Here is a 16,953-nt window from a genome sequence, read left to right on the forward strand (position 1 = left end):
CATGGACAAGGCCGCAACCAGCCCCAACCAATCACACCCCACCGGGGCACCGGTCGTGGGACTGCTCGGTCTCCATGCACTGTACGAAGGCGACCGCGTCGCCCACGGTCCGCAGGCGTGCCAGGTCGTCGTCGGGGACCTTCACGCGGTACTTGTGGGTTCGGGCGTGAACCCGTGACGCGCTCCCCCCGTCGAGCGGCCGTGTCTGCTAGATGACCAGGCAGGAGCTGCCCGCGTTGATGCCGGTGCCGACCGTGAGGACAATGTCCTTGGCGGCTCCGTTCTGGGTAACCCGGATGGTGTGCGTTCCGGGTGTGGCCGGAATCCAGGTGGCTACGTGTGTCTTCGGTTCGGGGGCCGCCGGGGTCGCGGCGAACCACACGCCGTTGTCGTAGAAATCCATCCCGGCGCCGGTGTCGCCGGTCGCCACCACCTCGTATGCGCACCCGGTCCCGAACCCATTGCTGAGCCCGCCACCCGCGATCACGACCCGGGCCCCGATTTCCGCTGCCGCCTGCGGCGCGGTCGAGACCATGCCCACGGCGGCCAGCCCGATGGCGGTGGAAATCAGGGTCCGAAGATTCTTCGCCAAGAGTCGGCTCCTCGCATTGTGTCGGTATGTCCAAGCAGGTTGTCAGACAGTAGGTCTCGGGGCAATCAGGTGAATGCCCTATTCCGGTGGCCGATCAACGTATTCCGACGTCGCAAGGCTGTCGGGTGAATGCGTCACGGGCTCGGATGTGAACCCGTGACGCGCTCGTTGGACACCTCACGCGGCGTCGAGGGCCGCCACGATCTTGCGGCCCATGGCGGCGACCGCGGGACTCGGTTCTCCCTTGCCGGCGCGGGCGGCGGCGTCCACGGCGACCAGGACGGTGTCGCGGAAGTTGGCGGCCTCGGTGGGGGAGTGGGCGCCGAGCAGGCGGACGGCCGCGGTCAGGGCGGGCAGCACCTGGTCGGCGAGGTCGGCCGTGGTCTTGCCGGGGAGTTGGATGTCGCGGGACTTGGCGGCGAGTACGTGGCCGACCAGACCGGTGGCCGAGGTCAGGGCGGTGGAGCCGTGGCTGATGCCCTTGTGCGGTGCGCCGGCGGCGGCCATCAGGGCCACTGCGCCGTAGGCGGCGGTGCGGACGGTGGCCTGGTCGTGGTCGGTGAGGGTGGCGGTGGCGGTCATGGTGGTGCACTCCTTCGGTTCGCCGGGTGTGTCCCGGTCGCTGTGTTCGATGTACCTACTGTCGCCGGGGCGACTGATACGGGCCTGACACCTGGCTGACAGCGCCACTGACACCGGGATGGGCCGGTGTGCGGGGCTCGGCTGGAGGGCGAATTGCGTTGTGGCCGCGGGGGTCCGCCGGAGTCGACAGGTCATGTGTTCCACCCGTGGGTGACATCCGGGTACCGGGATGTGGACCTTCGGCCCCTGCGGCGCACCACCCCGGCGGGTGATCGTGGACGCACACGGCCGGCGCAGCGGCGCCGGATCGGGATCGGGAGGATCGAGATGAGTGATACCGCCGCACCGGACCGCAACGACCGTCGTCAGGATCGGGTGGTCTGGCCGGAGCCGAGCCCGCTGGCCTCCTGGTGGGACCGGGTGATGTTCGCCGAGAGCGCCGGACCGCGCGAGATCCGCCGGCCGTCGTCCTGACCGCAGTCAGCCGATTCGAGGGGTCTCGGCAATCCGTGGCGCGGCGCCCCGCACCTCGCTACCGTCTCATATGCAACTGGTTGAGTATGAGAGGTGGGCGGTATGCATCCCTTCCGAGCGGCCGTGGAGGCGCGCGATGTGGACGCGATCGAGGCGCTGTTGGCCGACAATGTGGTGTTCACCAGTCCGGTGGCGTTCAAGCCGTATCCGGGCAAGGCGATCACCGCGGCCATTCTGCGCGCGGTGCTGCGGGTGTTCGAGGACTTCCGCTACGTGCGGGAGATCGCGGATGGGAACGGGCGCGATCACGCGTTCGTGTTCGAGGCGACCGTGGACGGCAAGCGGATCACCGGATGCGATTTCCTGCATTTCGACGCCGACGGCAGGATCGACGACTTCATGGTGATGGTGCGGCCGCTGTCGGGTGCACAGGTCCTCGCCGCACGCATGGGGGAGCAGTTCGAGCAGATCGCGGCGGAGGCGGCCGCGCGGCAGTGAGCGGTGGCGGTGGCCGGGCGTCACTCCCGGTGGTACTCGGCCTGGGCGGCCGTGATCCGGTCGATATTCGATTCCAGGATGTGGATGAGGCCCTCGAGCTGTTCGGCCACCGTCGCTCCGAGTTCGGTGAGGGTGTATTCCACGTGCGGGGGGATGGACTGCTGGACCTCGCGGTGGATCATGCCGTCGCGTTCCAGGGTCTGCAGCGTCTGGGAGAGCATCCGTTCGCTGATGCCGTCGACGCGGCGGCGTAGCGCGCTGAAGCGGTAGGGGCCCGCGCGCAGGGCGACCAGTGCGAGGACGCCCCAGCGGCTGGCCACGTTCTGGAGTACGGGGCGGGAGGCGCAGTTTCGCGCGAAGACGTCGGCTTCCAGGGTGGGGTCGGGGTCCGGTTGCCGGGTGGTCATGGGGTCGAGATTACTCATCCTTTCGCCTCTTCTTGTATTGCGGGAATAGCTAGTACTTACTAATAGTTAGTACAGCTTGAAACGGTAGTTCATTCCCGTCAACCTGGAGGTAAGTCATGACCGTCGCAGTCACCGGAGCCAGTGGTCAGCTGGGTCGTCTCGTCGTCGAGGCGCTGCTGCGCTGGGGAGAGCCGGTTGTCGCCGTGGTGCGCGATCCGGCCAAGGTGGCCGATCTGGCCGAGCGCGGCGCGCAGGTGCGCGCGGCCTCGTACGACGATCCGGCCGCGCTGGACGCCGCACTGACCGGGGTGGACCGGGTGCTGCTGGTGTCGGGCAACGAGTTCGGCAAGCGAGTGCAGCAGCACACCAACGTGATTCGCGCCGCCGAGCGCGCCGGGGTGGAACTGCTCGCCTACACCAGTATTCCGCATGCCGAACGCAATGAGCTGATCCTCGCGCAGGAGCATCGCGGCACCGAGGCGGTACTGGCCGCGGCGACCGTGCCGACCGTCCTGCTGCGCAACGGCTGGTACTGGGAGAACTACACCGGCGGCCTGGCGCACGCCGTGGAATCCGGTGTGCTGCACGGTGCGGCGGGCGAGGGCCGGGTGGCCGGAGCCGCCCGCGCCGACTACGCCGAGGCCGCCGCCCAGGTGCTCACCACCGACGGTCACGCCGGGCGGGTGTACGAACTGGGCGGCGACGAGCGGCTCACCTACGCCGAGCTGGCACAGGCCATCTCGGTGGCCGCGGGCAAGCCGGTGCGCTACCAGAACCTGGCGCAGGCGGACTACGCGGCCGCGCTCGAAAAGGCCGGTCTGCCCGCGGGCTACGCCCAGGCGCTGGCCGACGCCGATGCCGGTATCGCCACCGGCATCCTCGATGTCGACAGCGGTGACCTGCACAAGCTGCTCGGCCGCGCCTCCACGCCCGCCGTCGAGGTGTTCCGCGCGGCGCTGGGCTAGGCCCAGCCGCCCTGCACCATGGTCTGGAACTTCCACTCGTCCCGGCACTTCACCAGTAGGTCGCCGTAGCGCACCTGCTGGCTGAAGTCGCCGACCGTGATGGTCGCGTCCGTGATCACGAAGACCAGGTTCTCGTTCACGAAATGCGGTGTGCGCGTGGATTCCATGGTGACCTCGCCGCTGTCGCCGAGTTGTTCGGTCAACTGTGCGACGTACTGCTCGCGGGTGCAGGACTCCGCGCGCCCATCGGTGACCTCGTTGAGCGGGTACATGGCGGTATCGGCCATGGCTTCGATGTCACGCGCCCGGGCGTAGGCGTCGTAGCGGTCGAACCAGGCCAGTACCTCCGCCACATCCGCGGGGGAGGGGGTGAATTCGCTGCGCGCCGGCATGGTGGTCATGGACTCTCCTCTGTTCGGACCCACTGCTGTTCGGACTCACTGCTGGTCGGGTCAACTGCGGTTCAGACCCACTGCACGAGTTGGATGACGATGCCGTTGGGGTCGAGCGCCTGGAAGTAGCGCTCACCCCACTCCTCGGTTTCGATGGGTGTCACGATCTCCACGCCCTCGCCGCGCACGCGCTCGTATTCGGCGTCGATGTCGTCGACGACGAAGGCCACCAGCAGCCCTTGGCTCGCGCTGCCGGCGATGCGCTCCGGCTTGAAGGTGGACAGGCCGGTGCGCAGGTAGATGATGTTGAACCCGGCGTCGGGGCGGCTGAGCGAGACGAATCCCTCGGCCGACATCTCCTCGGCGAAGCCGAAGTGGTCGATGAGGAATCGGGCCGACGCCCGCGGGTCCGGCACATTCAGGGAGATGGCGGAAGCGGTGATTTTCATGGGTCCTCCTCGGTGCGCCGACTTACTCTATACTTAGTACGCTGTACTTTGTACGGAAATTTCCGGCCGCGCGCATCGTGATGCGCGTCACAGGGATACGATCCCGGGTGGAGGTGGTGCTCGGAATGGGAGAGCGGAGCAGTGCGGGCGATCCGGCGCGCACCCTCGAACTGCTGTGGCGTGAACCCGGTCGGGGCGGCCCGACGCGCGGCCCGAAACAGCGCACGACCGTGGACGCGGTGGTGGCGGCGGCCGTCGAGATCGCCGATGCCGAGGGCTTGGGCGCGCTCACCATGCGCTCGGTGGCGGCCCGGCTGGGACTCACACCCATGGCCACCTACACCTATGTGCCGGGCAAGGCGGAACTGCTCGACCTCATGCTCGATACCGTCTACCTGCGCATGGAACGCGGCGACACAGCCGGAAAGCCCTGGCGCGAAAGGGTTTCCGCCATCGCGGCGGAGAACCGGGCGATGCTCGCCGCGCACCCGTGGGTGGCCTATGTGCCGACCACCCGGCCGCCGCTCGGTCCGGGCGTGGCGGCGAAGTACGAGCACGAGTTGAGTGCCTTCGACGGTCTCGGGCTCACCGATCTGGAGATGGACTCCGCCCTGACCCATGTGCTCGGATTCGTGCATTCCGTGGCGCGCATCGCGATCGACACCCGAAATGCCGCCGCGGACAGCGGAATGAGCGATCACGAATGGTGGGAGCGGGCCGCACCGGTGCTCGAGCGTGTGTTCGACGCCGAACGCTATCCGCTCGCCGCCCGGGTGGGAGCCGCGGCCGGGCAGGCCCACGACGCCGCCTACAGCGCCGACCACGCGTACGAATTCGGTCTGGCGCGGGTGCTGGACGGCCTGGCCGCACTCATCGAGCGGCCCTCGGACCGCTGACATGGTGCCCCACGGGCGAGCCGTCCGTCGCGGAAAGCCGCGAAGCGACTGACTTCTCACATCCGCTTGCCGGCCGGTGCGGTGTGCGGTGCAATGGCTGTCCGGGCGACTACTCGGGGCGCGACAGGACTGGAGGGGTCGTGCGAGCGGAACTCGAACACTGGCTCACGGCGGGAAAGTTCTTCCCGTTCTCCGGATACCGCGTGTTCTATCGGCGGTCCGGCCGGGGCCCGGCCCTGTTGCTGGTCCACGGCTATCCGTTCAATTCCTTCGACTGGCACCGCATCTGGTTCCGGCTCACCGAGCGTTACGACGTGCTCGCGCCGGACATGTTGGGAATGGGCTTCTCCGACAAGCCGCTTCGGCATCACTACAGCGTGCTCGAGCACGCCGACATGCACGAGGCGCTGCTGCGGGCGCAGGGGTTCGACGAGGTGCTGATCCTGGCGCACGATCTGGGAGTCAGTGTGGTGCAGGAGATGCTGGCCCGCCGTATCACCGATCCGTCGCTGCCGCGGATTCGCGCGGTGGCGTTCCTCAATGGCGGTCTCTTCCCGGAGGTCTATCGTCCCCGCCTGGTGCAGCGGGTGCTGTCGTCGCCCGCGGGCGATGTCCTCGGCCCGCTGCTGCCGCCGCCGCTGCTGCGACTGGCCGTGCGCGAGGTGTTCGGTCCCGCCACCAAGCCCAGCGCCGCCGATATGCGCGACTTCCTCGACATCGTCGAGTACAACCACGGACGCTGGGTGAACCACAAGGTCGGCCGCTTCACCCTGGAACGGGTGCGGTACCGCGAGCGCTGGGTGGAGCCGCTGGCCAAAGCCGTCGTGCCGCTGCGGTTCATCAATGGCGCGGTCGATCCCAATTCGGGTGCGCACATGGCCGCGCGCTACCGCGAGGTGGTGCCGGACCCGGATGTGGTCTCCCTGGACCGGATCGGCCACTGGCCGCAACTGGAGGCCCCGGAGGCCACGTTCGAGGCGGCTGACGCTTTCTTCACCGGCCGCTGATCGCGCCGTCGGCCCGGCGGAAGCTGCGCGGCGCGGTCGCGCGGTGAGCGCCTCCTACGAGGTGCTGTGAACGAAGGTTGTGCACCAGCCCACCGGGTCAGCTTCTCCGCGCAGCCTGGATTCGGCGCGCTGCGACCGCCGCGGACCACACCGATCGCGGGGCTTCCTGGCGTCGACCGGACCGAATCGGACCGGGCCGCCCGCGACCATGGAGTCCGACGCAGACAGCGCGCCGCGGGCGGTGGCCGATCACCCGACCGTGCCCCAGGGCTCGTGTCAGTGATCGGGCTGGATGCGCAGTGCGGTGATGGTGCTGGCCAGGCCCTCGTACTGGTTGACGAGAAGCACGAATTCGATGAGTTCGGGTTCGGAGTAGTGCTCCGCCAGTGACTTCCACGCGGCATCGTCGAGATCGCGGGTGGTGACGACTTGGTCGACGGCGGTGAGCAGTGCGCGCTCCTTGGCGTTCCAGCCTTCGTCGGCGGGGCCGCGGCGCAGGCGCTCGAGGATCTCCTGGGTGATGCCCGCGCGCTTGCCCAACCGGATGTGATGGTCGGTCTCGTATTCGCAGTCGCGCAGATGGGCGACGCGCAGGATCACCAGTTCGGTGTCGTAGCGGGGCAGGGAGCCGCCCGGCATGAGCCGCCCGGAGTAGTGCAGCCAGCCGCGGAACAGACCCTTGGCCTGGCCGAGGGTGCTGAACAGGTGCGCGTCGTCGGTGCCCGCGGCGCGGGAGATGATCTGCCAGACCAACCAGTTGACGGGGCCCAGCTCTCGGAAACGGCCGGGAGCGATACGCGGCTGATTCGACACCATGCCACACGCTAACAAACTGTCCCAGCCAGCGACTACCAACCGGTAACCTTTGGCTCAATCACGCAGTGCGCGGGCCAGTTTCGTCAGTCGCAGCGCGTGCTCGGCGCGGGCCAGCACATGGTCGCGCGAGGTGGTGATGTGTGCGACCAGCACCGACAGCCCCTGGTCGAGATCGCCCGCGAGCAACCGCTCCGCGATGGCGATGTGCTCGGCGGTCATGACGGCGATCCGCTCCGGGGTGGGGATGTCCAGGGCCCGGATCGGCCGCACCCGCGCGTGTACCGTCGCCAGCGCGTCGGCGAGGGCGGCGTTGCCGGAGGCCGCGAGCAGCCGGGAGTGGAAGCGCTCGTCGGCGGCTATGAGCTCCGCCCCCGGTGGCGGCGGATACGCGCGCAGATCCTGCCAGATCTCCAGCTCCCGCTCGATCATCGCCGCGTCGTAGCGCGGCCGTGCCCCCCGTGCCCTCGGTGGGCTTCCCGAGTTCGTCGTCGGGTGAACCGCCCTCGCTCGGAATTCTTCCGCCGTATCGACGGCGCGTACCGACGGGGTGGGTTCGGGCGGCGTCCGGCGGACCGGCTCCGCGCGCGTGGTTCTCGCCGTGGTGGAACCACCGGCTGCGGCGAGCTGCTCGCGTGTCGTGGCGGCCACGGCCGTGCCCGGCTCGGCCTCCGGTTCGACGGCAGGCCCGGCCACCCGTTCCGCAGCCGTGAGGTGTGCCGCTGTGTCGGCGACAGCGGGGTGTGCCGCCGACTCGGCGGTTGCGTACTGTTTCGGCGGTTCGGTGACGGCGGGCTGTTCGGACGGCGGGGCGGTGGTTCGCGCCGGTGGTCCCGCGGCGGCGGGCCGCCCAACCGTCTTGGCGGCGGGCCGCCCAACCGTCTTGGCGGCGGGCCGCCCAACCGTCTTGGCGGCGGGTCGCCCTATCGTCTTGGCGGCGGGTCGCCCTATCGCCTTGGCGGCGGGTCCCCCTACCGTCTCGGCGGCGACGGTGGTCGCGACCGGGTTCGGCTCCGCCGCGACGCCGACCGGTTCGCTCGTGCGGAGCCGGTGAATGCCGTGCGATTCCAGCAGGATTCGCAGCTCGTACAGGTCCGCCAGTTCGTCGAGGCGGGGCCGGTACGGGTAGAGCCCGTCCGGCAGCCGCTCGATCAGGCCGTCGGCGAGCAGCCGCGCCAGGGCCTCGCGGACGGGGGTGCGGGATACCCCGTAGATCTCCGCGAGGCGTTCCTCGCGGAGTCGTTCGGTCGGCACCAGCACCCCCGCCGCCAGGTCGCCCTGCAGCGCCCGGTACACCCGCTCGGACAACGGAATACGCCCCCTGCGCGCCATGCCGTATGCCCGATCAGATGGCCATGGCCGTGCGGACGTCGGTTTCGGCTCCCGCGCCGCCCGCGCCGGATGAGGTGATCCGTCCGGACCGCAGTACGTAGTACTGCTGGGCGGCCTGCAGCGCGAAGCCGATGTGTTGCTCGACCAGCAGCACGCTCAATCCACCGCGTCGGGTGAGATCGAGGATGGTGCGCTCGATCTCGGCCACCACCGACGGCTGGATGCCCTCGGTGGGCTCATCGAGGATGAGCAGTTTCGGCTCGGTGATCAGCGCGCGGGCGATGGCCAGCTGCTGGCGCTGGCCGCCGGAGAGCAGCCCGGCCTTGCGGGTCAGCAGCTCGCGCAGTGCCGGGAACAGGTCCAGCGCCTCGGCGACGAGTTCCTTGCCGCGCTTGCGCCCGTCCGCCACCACCTGGAGGTTCTCCATGGTGGAGAGCTGCCCGAACGACTGCTGCCCCTGCGGCACGTAGGCGATGCCGTGGCGCACCCGCTTGGAGGGCGGCAGCTTGGTGATGTCCTTGCCGTCGAAGATGATCCGTCCCGACTTGGTCGGCAGCAGGCCCACGGCGGCGCGCAGCAGCGAGGTCTTCCCGGCGCCGTTGTGGCCCATGATGGCGACCACCCCGTCGTCCGGAACCGTCAGAGACACCCCGTGAATCACTTCGGTGCGCCCGTATCCGGTGTGGATGTCGGCTAGTTCGAGCATCAGCGTGCCTCCTCGGACTCGGTGGCGGCGGAGTGCTCGGCCGCCGTGGCGGTGCCGAGGTACACCTCCTGCACCTTGGGGTCGTCCTGCACCTCGGCCACGGTGCCCTCGGAGAGCACCCGGCCCCCGGCCAGCACCGTCACCGAGGTGGCGAAGGAGCGCATGAAGTCCATATCGTGCTCCACCACGACCACTACGCGGTCACCGCCGATGCGGCGCAGCAGGTTTCCGGTCTCTTCGCGCTCCTCGGCGCTCATGCCGGCGACGGGTTCGTCGAGCAGCAGCACGGAGGCGTTCTGCACCAGCAGCATGCCGATCTCCAGCCACTGCTTCTGTCCGTGCGCGAGCACGCCGGCGGGCTTGTCCCGCAAGGCGGTCAAACCCGTTGTCTCCAAAGCCTCTTCGATGGCGGGCAGCACCGACTTGCGTCGTCGCAGCAGGGTGAGCGCCGACCGCCCGGCCCCTGCCGCGATATCCAGGTTCTGCAGCACCGTGAGCTGTTCGAAGACGCTCGCGGTCTGGAAGGTGCGGCCCACACCCATCCGGGCGATCTGGTGCACCTTGCGGCCGATGAGTTCCCGGCCGGACTTCTGCGCCGAGCCGGTGGCCGGGACCAGTCCGGTGATGGCGTCGATGAGCGTGGTCTTGCCCGCGCCGTTGGGGCCGATGAGGAAGCGCAGATCGCCCTGCAGCACGGTCAGGTCCACATCGGAGACGGCCTTGAAGCCGTCGAAACTCACCGACAGTCCCCGGATTTCGAGGTATTCGCTGTCCATTCCGGCATTACCGCCGATTTTGGGTTCGTGCGCGACGGTGGTCATCGTGCCTGCACCTTCTCTTCCTCCGCCGGAGATTCGGGGTCGCCCGTGACCGGAGCATCGGTGGTTGTCCCGGCGTCGACAACGGCGTCCGAGGCCGCCGCGTCGCCGGTCGCCCGGGACGTGGGCCGCACCCGTTGCGCGAACTGCCGCGCCAGCGGCCCGAATCCGGCCAGACCGGCGGGCAGGAAGCCGACCACCACGATGAACAGCACACCCTGCAGATACGTCCAGCCGGAGGGGAACTGCTCGGAGAACGTGGTCTGCGCCCACGCCACGCCGATGGCGCCCAGCACCGGACCGAGCAGCGTGGTGCGCCCGCCGATGGCGACGCCGATGAGGAAGGCGATGGAGGGCACCACCCCGATATCCGCCGGGGAGATGATGCCGACGATGGGCGTGAACAGCGCCCCCGCGATCCCCGCGAAGAAGGCCGCCACCACATACGCGACGATCTTGATATTGGCCGGGTCGTAGCCGAGGAAGCGCACCCGCTCCTCTTGATCGCGCACCGCCACCAGCAGTTCGCCGTACCGGCTGTGCATGAGCTGGCGCGCGATGGCGACCACCGCGAGCAGCGCGCCCGCCGCGATGAAGAACAGCATCCGCCGGTTCACCGGATCGTCGAGCCGGAATCCGAAGAAGGAGCGGAAGTCGCTGAGTCCGGTGAAGCCGCCGATGGTCTGCTGCCCGGTGAGCAGGATGGCCAGCGCGGCGGCCAGCGCCTGACTCAGGATGGCGAAGTACGCGCCCTTGACCCGGCGCTTGAACACACCGAAACCGAGAGCCGCCGCGAGCAGTGCGGGCAGCACCAGAATGCTCAGGATCGCGACCGGAGCCGAGGCGAAAGGCTGCCAGTACGAGGGCAATTCGGGGATGCCCGCGATCACCATGAACTCCGGCACATCCTCACCCGAGCGCGCGGCATCGGCCATCTGCATGTGCATGGCCATGATGTACGCGCCGATGCCGAAGAACACGCCCTGCCCGAGGGTGAGCATGCCGCCCCGCCCCCAGGCCAGGCCGATGCCGACCGCGACGATGGCGAAGCACAGGAACTTCGCCAGCAGGCTCAACCGGAAATCGCTGAGCGCCACCGGTGCCACGCCGAACAGCAGAATGGCGGCGATGGCGAAGCCCGCCAGTGGTTTGACGGAAGAATTCGCGCTGAAACGTCCGATGCTGCTCATGCGAGACTCCTGGTGCGGACGGTGAACAGGCCCTGCGGACGCACCTGCAGGAACACCACGATGACGATGAAGACGATCACCTTCGCCACCGAGGCGGTGGTGGAGTATTCGATGAACGAATTGAGCAGGCCCATCCCGAAGGCCGCGATGACCGTGCCCTTGATCTGCCCGAGGCCGCCGATCACCACCACCAGGAAGGCGTCCACCAGATAGCTCTGCCCGATGGTCGGGCTGGTGGAGCCGATCAGGGTGAGCGCCACTCCGGCGACGGCGGCGAGGCCGGAGCCGATGAAGAAGGTGGACAGGTCGGTGAACCGGCTGGAGATGCCGGAAGTCTCGGCGAGGCTGCGGTTCTGGACCACGGCCCGGATGCGTCGGCCGAGCGGGGTGGCCTTGAGCGCGACGGCGAGCGCGATCACCGCGATCACCGCCAGCACCATGATGAAGATGCGGGTCTTGGGGACCACCGTCCCGGCGATGGCGATACCGCCGGTCAGCCATTCGGGTGCGACCACGTTCTTGGCGGGCGCGCCGAAGATATTGCGCGCCAACTGCTGTAACACCAGGCCGACACCGAAGGTGACCAGCAGGGTGTCCAGCGGACGGTCGTACATGAAGCGGATCAGGCCCGCCTCCAGGGCCGCGCCGAGCAGGCCGCCGACGATGAATCCGACGATCAGCGAGACGATCAACGCCACGCCGGTCGCGGAGATGACCTGTTGCACGACGAATGTCGTGTAGCAACCGGCCATGATGAATTCGCCGTGTGCCATATTGATGACGCCCATCTGACCGAAGGTCAGGGACAGGCCGAGCGCGGCGAGTAACAGAATCGAGCCCAGGCTCAATCCCGTGAACAGCTGTGCGACAGCTACATCCATTGCGATACCTCGATTTCGCCTCTACGGCCGGGCGCGGAAATCCACGCCCGGCCGCCCCTCATCGAAGGCTGTCGGTTACTTCAGGCCCTTGGCCCAGTCGTAGGACTTCAGGTAGGGGTCCGGCACGATCGGCTGACCCGAGTCCCACACCGTGTAGATGAGGCCGTCGGCCCGGATCTCACCGATGCGCGCGGTCTTGGTGATGTGGTGGTTGTCGCCGTCGATCACGACCGTGCCCTCGGGGGCATCGAAGCTCACGCCGTCGGCCGCGGCCTGGATATCGGCCACCGCGAAGGAATTCGCCTTCTCGACGGTGTTCTTCCACAGGTAGACCGAGGTGTAGGCGGCCTCCATGGGGTCGGAGGTGGGCTTGTCCGCGCCGAAGGCGGCCTTGTAGGCGTCGACGAACTTCTTGTTCGCCGGGGTGTCCAGTGTCTGGTAGTAGTTCCACGAGGTCAGCTGGCCGACGATGTTCTGCACGCCGATGCCCGCCACCTCCTCCTCCGCGATGGAGACCGAGACCACCGGCATGGTCTGGGCGTTCAGGCCGGCATTGGCGTACTCGCGGAAGAACGCGACATTGGAATCACCGTTGAGGGTGTTGAACACCGCGCCCGCGCCCGCGCCGCGGACCTTGTTGACGATGGTGGAGAAGTCGGTGGAGCCCAGCGGCGCGTAATCCTCGCCCTTGATCTCCATGCCGTTGGCCTCGGCCCACGCCTTGATCTCGCGGTTGGCGGTCTGCGGGAAGACGTAGTCGGAGCCCACCAGGTACAGCGAGGTGATGCCCTGCTGCTTCAGGTAGTCCAGCGCCGGGAGGATCTGCTGATTGGTGGTGGCGCCGGTGTAGAAGATGTTCTCGCTGTCTTCCAGGCCCTCGTACTGAACCGGGTAGTAGAGCAGCGAATTCAGCGATTCGAACTTGGGCTTCATGGCCTTGCGGCTGGCCGAGGTCCAGCCGCCGAAGACCGCGGCCACACAGTCGGAGCTGATCAGCTTCTCGGCCTTCTCCGCGAAGGTCTTGGGGTCCGAGGCGCCGTCCTCGAGCACCAGCTCGATCTGCTTGCCGAGCACGCCGCCCGCGGCGTTGATCTCGTCGACCGCCATCTTGGTGGAGTTGGCGACGGTGACCTCGCTGATGGCCATGGTGCCGGTCAGCGAGTGCAGTGACCCGACCTTGATGGTGGGGGCGCTGGTGTCTACGCAGGACGTGGCATTGGAGCCCGAGGCCGTATCGGTGTCCCGGGAGCCGCATCCGGCCAGCAGCAGCGCGGACAGCGCCACCGCGGTCGGAACGGCGATCGCCTTGCGCAGGCGCCGGGACGTATCTCGGCCGAGGTCTCGAGAATCTTGCATGGGGCGGACCCTTCTCACTTCACGGTGTACCGCGGCAAGTGACATGCCGCGACGAATACGAGCCGCGTATACAGCGGCTGTATTCGTGGCGTGAACGGTAAACGGGAAGTGTTGCGCCCGAATGTCTCTCGATGTCTGTCCGATTTCCCAGGTTGCGTACGGGTGAATTCTTCCTCACCGCGGCCGGATCGCGCGGTGAGAAAACGGGTCCTACCTGGTCAGAGAATCACGTACGGAGAAATGGAACTTCGGTGCTCGCTGATGTCGAGCGATTTGCCCAGCGGCGGGAAGGCGCGCTGCGGGCAGTTGGTGCGCTCGCAGACCCGGCAGCCCGCGCCGATCGGGGTGGCCTTGGGGTCGTGCAGATCCAGGCCGTCGGCGTACACCACGCGCGTGGCATGGCGCAGTTCGCACCCCAGGCCGATGGCGAAGGTCTTGCTCGGCTCGCCGTAGCGGGTGGCGCGGCGCTCCACCGTGCGGGCGATCCAGAGATATTTGCGACCGTCGGGCATCTGGGCGATCTGCGTCATGATGCGGCCCGGGTAGGCGAAGGTCTCGTACACATTCCACAGCGGGCAGGTGCCGCCGCTCGACGAGAAGTGAAAACCGGTGGCGGACTGCCGTTTCGACATATTGCCCGCGCGATCCACACGCACGAAGGAGAACGGGACGCCGCGCAGTTTGGGGCGTTGCAGGGTGGACAGGCGGTGACAGATGGTTTCGTAACTCTGCGTGAAGAAGGCCGACAGGCGCTCGATGTCGTAGCGGAAGTCCTCGGCCACCTCGTGGAAATGCGTGTAGGGCAGCACGGTGGCGGCGGCGAAGTAGTTGGCCAGTCCGAGCTTCGCCAGCACACGGGTCTCGTCGTTGGTGAAATTGCCTTCCTCGACCAGCTTTTCGATGAGCTCGCCGCATTCCAGGTAGCCGAGTTCGGCGGCGAGCTTGAAAACCCGCTGGCCGCCGGACAGGTGCGGCGCGATCTCCAGGCGGCGGTTCTCCTCGTCGTAGCGGTGCAGCACGCCCTCGCCGAGGTCGATGCGCTCCACGATCTGCACGCCGTGCGCGGTGGTGAGGCGGCGGGCGATCTCGCGTTTGAGATCGCCGCCGTGGAAGCGCATACGGGTGGCGAGTTCCTCTGCGGCGGTGTCCAATTCGTGAATGTAGTTCTGTCGCTGATAGAAGAAGTCGCGCACCTCCTCGTGCGGGCGGGAGATGGCTCCGGAGCCGCTGCCGTCGGCGAAGCGGTCCTCGGTGGCGGCGGCCAGCTGTGCGGTCGTATTGCGGTAGCGGCGGTGCATATTCACCATGGCGCGCGCCAGCGTCGGGTGTGCGGACACCATGTCGGCGATCTCGGCGGCGTCCGCCTCGATGCCGAGTTCCTGGTCCATCACGACTTCCTGGAGTTCTGCGATGAGCCGGGTGTCGTCCTGGGAGGAGAAGAAGCTGGCGTCGACGCCGAACACCTCGCTGATCCGCAGCAGCACCGGTACGGTGAGCGGACGCACATCGTGTTCGATCTGGTTCAGGTAGCTCGCCGAGATCTCCAGCTTCTTGGCGAGAGAGACCTGGCTCAGCCCCCGTTCGGTGCGCAGCTGCCGTAGGCGCGCCCCGACGTAAGTCTTGGCCATATGTCCAGGTTAGGCCGGGTTAGCAGGGCTGCCAATGGGAATTTCACAGAACTGTTGAGCAATCTGTCACACCCCCGGGTTACCGTCGAATCCGTGCTGTTGTCGGAAGTGGTGCGGGCGTCGGCGTCGGTGCGCGCGACCACCTCGCGCAAGTCCAAGATCGCCACGCTCGCGGCGCTGCTCCAGCGGGTGACGGTGGATGAATTGGCGCAGGTGGTGGCGTGGGTTTCGGGTGATCTACGGCAGGGGCGGGTGGGGGCGGGCTGGCGCACGCTGACCGCTGTCGCGGTGGACCCGGCGCCGGAGCCGACCCTCACGGTCGGCGGGGTGGATCGCGTGCTGAGCGAACTCGCCGCCACCGCCGGGGCCGGATCGGTGGTGCGGCGGCGGGAACTGCTGGTGGACCTGCTGTCGGCGGCGACCGCCGAGGAACGGGATTTCCTGCTGCGGCTGCTGACGGGGGAATTGCGGCAGGGGGCGCTGACGGCGGTGGTCGCCGAGGCGGTGGCGGCGGCCTTCGAGGTCCCGGTGGCGGCGGTGCGGCGGGCGCACATGCTGTCCGGACGGCTACCGGTGACGGCGGTGGCGGCCGCGACCGGCGGGGCGGCGGCGCTCGCGGCGTTCCGGCTGGAGGTGGGACGGCCGCTGCAACCCATGCTGGCCTCGCCCGGCTCCGCGCTGGACGCGGCCATGGCGGAGTTCGAGGGTGAGGTGAGCGTCGAGCACAAGATGGACGGGGCGCGGATTCAGGTGCACCGCGACGGTGAGCGGGTGTGGGTGTTCACCCGCACGCTGCGCGACATCACCGCCGGGGTGCCCGAATTGGTCGGGCTGGTGCGGGAATTGGATTGCACCAGCGTGGTGCTCGACGGCGAGACGCTGGCGCTGAACGATGCCGGGCGGCCCCGTCCGTTCCAGGAGACCATGAGTCGCTTCGCCTCCGACCCGGCGCTGGTGGCGAGCGATCCGGGCTTGGCGCAGGCGAACTCGACCCGCGATCTGCTGCTGCACCCGTACTTCTTCGACTGCCTGCACCTGGACGGGGTCGACCTGCTCGACGCACCGCTGCGGGACCGACGCGCAGCATTGACGAAAGTGGCTCCCGGACACAGCATTCCGGCGCTCATCACCCCGGACGTGGAGGCGGCCGCCGAGTACTTCGACGGTGCGCTGGCCGCCGGACACGAGGGGATCATGATCAAATCCCTGGATTCGGTGTACGCCGCCGGGCGGCGCGGACGCGCCTGGCAGAAGATCAAACCCACGCACACGCTGGACCTCATCGTCCTCGGCGCGGAATGGGGTTACGGCCGCCGCACCGGATACCTGTCCAACCTGCATCTCGGCGCCCGCGACCCGGACGGCGGCGAGCCGGTCATGGTCGGCAAGACCTTCAAGGGCCTCACCGATGCCCTGCTGCACTGGCAGACCGCTGAATTCCCGCGTCACGAACGCGACCGCGACGGCACCACGGTCTTCCTCCGCCCCGAACTGGTCGTGGAGATCGCCATCGACGGCGTCCAGGCCAGCACCCGCTACACCGGCGGCGTGGCCCTGCGCTTCGCCCGTGTGGTCCGCTACCGCCCCGACAAGGAACCCGCCCAAGCCGACACCATCGACACCGTGCGCGCCTTACTCCCGGGCATCCGCCCCACCTGAGCCCCCACCCCGCAGGCGAATGCACCGCACCTCGGTTCCCGCTGCCGCACGCGGCCGCGCACCCGCTGTTCGGTGCGGTTCCATGAGGTGCCTGGGCGCGCCGCGCGGCTCCATCGACCGTCGTGCGGGAGGGTTCGGTCGGCAGTGCGTGGCTGCCGCCTCCGCTGTCGCGTGCCGTTCGGGTGCCGAGCGGTGCACAGCGGACTCACAGGGGATCTTGGGGGTAGGGCCAGGTTGGCGGGGCAGGGTTGGAAGTGTCGGTGGGTCGGTCATCAGGGCGCTGCGGGATGACGGGTGGGTGCCTCCCA

Annotated in this window: 19 protein-coding genes and 1 pseudogene; 6 read left to right on the forward strand and 14 right to left on the reverse strand. The window is 68.4% G+C overall.

Annotated elements, in window-relative coordinates; all coding sequences use genetic code 11:
- Positions 1 to 208: 208 nt before the first annotated feature.
- Both QK444_RS03170 and QK444_RS03175 read right to left on the reverse strand, forming a co-directional pair.
- Positions 209 to 592 (reverse strand): hypothetical protein, encoded by a 384-nt coding sequence (locus QK444_RS03170; protein ID WP_282776855.1) that lies wholly within the window; start codon positions 590 to 592, stop codon positions 209 to 211.
- Positions 593 to 769: 177 nt separating this feature from the next.
- Positions 770 to 1,174 (reverse strand): hypothetical protein, encoded by a 405-nt coding sequence (locus QK444_RS03175; RefSeq protein WP_282776857.1) that lies wholly within the window; start codon positions 1,172 to 1,174, stop codon positions 770 to 772.
- A gap of 327 nt (positions 1,175 to 1,501) precedes the next feature.
- Between QK444_RS03175 and QK444_RS03180 the strand changes: the two genes are divergently transcribed.
- Entirely contained in the window at positions 1,502 to 1,648 is a 147-nt protein-coding gene (locus QK444_RS03180; RefSeq protein WP_282776859.1) for a hypothetical protein, read from the forward strand.
- A gap of 102 nt (positions 1,649 to 1,750) precedes the next feature.
- Entirely contained in the window at positions 1,751 to 2,146 is a 396-nt protein-coding gene (locus QK444_RS03185; protein WP_029926265.1) for a nuclear transport factor 2 family protein, read from the forward strand.
- A gap of 20 nt (positions 2,147 to 2,166) precedes the next feature.
- Here the strand turns inward: QK444_RS03185 and QK444_RS03190 are convergent, their stop codons facing one another.
- Positions 2,167 to 2,571, reverse strand: a complete 405-nt coding sequence (locus tag QK444_RS03190) for a helix-turn-helix domain-containing protein (RefSeq protein ID WP_051037803.1) — start codon at positions 2,569 to 2,571, stop codon at positions 2,167 to 2,169.
- Positions 2,572 to 2,669: 98 nt separating this feature from the next.
- Here QK444_RS03190 and QK444_RS03195 point away from each other — a divergent pair, with 98 nt between their 5' ends.
- Positions 2,670 to 3,518, forward strand: a complete 849-nt coding sequence (locus QK444_RS03195) for an SDR family oxidoreductase (RefSeq protein ID WP_282776864.1) — start codon at positions 2,670 to 2,672, stop codon at positions 3,516 to 3,518.
- On the opposite strand, the gene QK444_RS03200 is transcribed toward QK444_RS03195, so the two are convergent.
- Complete coding sequence (locus QK444_RS03200) at positions 3,515 to 3,919, reverse strand: nuclear transport factor 2 family protein (protein WP_282776866.1); 405 nt, start codon at positions 3,917 to 3,919, stop codon at positions 3,515 to 3,517. The two genes, QK444_RS03195 and QK444_RS03200, sit on opposite strands and share 4 nt — an antisense overlap.
- A gap of 62 nt (positions 3,920 to 3,981) precedes the next feature.
- Positions 3,982 to 4,359: a VOC family protein gene (locus QK444_RS03205; protein WP_282776868.1), complete on the reverse strand. Its 378-nt coding sequence runs from the start codon at positions 4,357 to 4,359 to the stop codon at positions 3,982 to 3,984.
- Positions 4,360 to 4,484: 125 nt separating this feature from the next.
- Between QK444_RS03205 and QK444_RS03210 the strand changes: the two genes are divergently transcribed.
- Together QK444_RS03210 and QK444_RS03215 are read left to right on the forward strand one after the other, a co-directional pair.
- Positions 4,485 to 5,255: a TetR/AcrR family transcriptional regulator C-terminal domain-containing protein gene (locus QK444_RS03210; protein WP_282776870.1), complete on the forward strand. Its 771-nt coding sequence runs from the start codon at positions 4,485 to 4,487 to the stop codon at positions 5,253 to 5,255.
- 140 nt (positions 5,256 to 5,395) lie between these two features.
- Positions 5,396 to 6,262: an alpha/beta hydrolase gene (locus QK444_RS03215; RefSeq protein WP_282776873.1), complete on the forward strand. Its 867-nt coding sequence runs from the start codon at positions 5,396 to 5,398 to the stop codon at positions 6,260 to 6,262.
- A gap of 276 nt (positions 6,263 to 6,538) precedes the next feature.
- Here QK444_RS03215 and QK444_RS03220 read toward each other — a convergent pair whose 3' ends face one another.
- The 9 genes and pseudogenes from QK444_RS03220 to ramB form a co-directional block, all read right to left on the reverse strand.
- Positions 6,539 to 7,078: a carboxymuconolactone decarboxylase family protein gene (locus QK444_RS03220; RefSeq protein ID WP_282776875.1), complete on the reverse strand. Its 540-nt coding sequence runs from the start codon at positions 7,076 to 7,078 to the stop codon at positions 6,539 to 6,541.
- A 54-nt stretch (positions 7,079 to 7,132) separates the two neighbouring features.
- Positions 7,133 to 7,771 carry an FCD domain-containing protein gene (locus QK444_RS03225; RefSeq protein WP_282776888.1) on the reverse strand — a complete coding sequence of 213 codons (639 nt, stop codon included), beginning with the start codon at positions 7,769 to 7,771 and terminating at the stop codon, positions 7,133 to 7,135.
- Positions 7,772 to 8,119: 348 nt separating this feature from the next.
- Positions 8,120 to 8,407: pseudogene (locus QK444_RS03230) on the reverse strand (GntR family transcriptional regulator); the annotation flags it as partial.
- A 13-nt stretch (positions 8,408 to 8,420) separates the two neighbouring features.
- A complete protein-coding gene (urtE, locus tag QK444_RS03235; RefSeq protein ID WP_282776877.1) occupies positions 8,421 to 9,113 on the reverse strand; it encodes an urea ABC transporter ATP-binding subunit UrtE in 693 nt (230 codons plus the stop codon).
- A complete protein-coding gene (urtD, locus tag QK444_RS03240; RefSeq protein ID WP_282776879.1) occupies positions 9,113 to 9,934 on the reverse strand; it encodes an urea ABC transporter ATP-binding protein UrtD in 822 nt (273 codons plus the stop codon). The genes urtE and urtD overlap by 1 nt, the downstream gene beginning before the upstream one ends.
- Positions 9,931 to 11,121, reverse strand: a complete 1,191-nt coding sequence (gene urtC, locus QK444_RS03245; RefSeq protein WP_282776881.1) for an urea ABC transporter permease subunit UrtC — start codon at positions 11,119 to 11,121, stop codon at positions 9,931 to 9,933. The genes urtD and urtC overlap by 4 nt, the downstream gene beginning before the upstream one ends.
- Positions 11,118 to 12,002: an urea ABC transporter permease subunit UrtB gene (gene urtB / locus QK444_RS03250; RefSeq protein WP_282776883.1), complete on the reverse strand. Its 885-nt coding sequence runs from the start codon at positions 12,000 to 12,002 to the stop codon at positions 11,118 to 11,120. The genes urtC and urtB overlap by 4 nt, the downstream gene beginning before the upstream one ends.
- Positions 12,003 to 12,077: 75 nt before the next feature.
- Positions 12,078 to 13,358, reverse strand: a complete 1,281-nt coding sequence (gene urtA, locus QK444_RS03255; protein WP_282776884.1) for an urea ABC transporter substrate-binding protein — start codon at positions 13,356 to 13,358, stop codon at positions 12,078 to 12,080.
- Positions 13,359 to 13,576: 218 nt separating this feature from the next.
- A complete protein-coding gene (gene ramB / locus QK444_RS03260) occupies positions 13,577 to 14,986 on the reverse strand; it encodes an acetate metabolism transcriptional regulator RamB (protein ID WP_282776885.1) in 1,410 nt (469 codons plus the stop codon).
- Positions 14,987 to 15,079: 93 nt separating this feature from the next.
- Between ramB and QK444_RS03265 the strand changes: the two genes are divergently transcribed.
- Positions 15,080 to 16,645, forward strand: a complete 1,566-nt coding sequence (locus tag QK444_RS03265) for an ATP-dependent DNA ligase (RefSeq protein WP_282776887.1) — start codon at positions 15,080 to 15,082, stop codon at positions 16,643 to 16,645.
- The last annotated feature ends 308 nt before the right edge of the window (positions 16,646 to 16,953 follow it).

It is taken from the genome of Nocardia sp. CC201C, assembly GCF_030010695.1.
GTDB lineage: Bacteria > Actinomycetota > Actinomycetes > Mycobacteriales > Mycobacteriaceae > Nocardia > Nocardia otitidiscaviarum.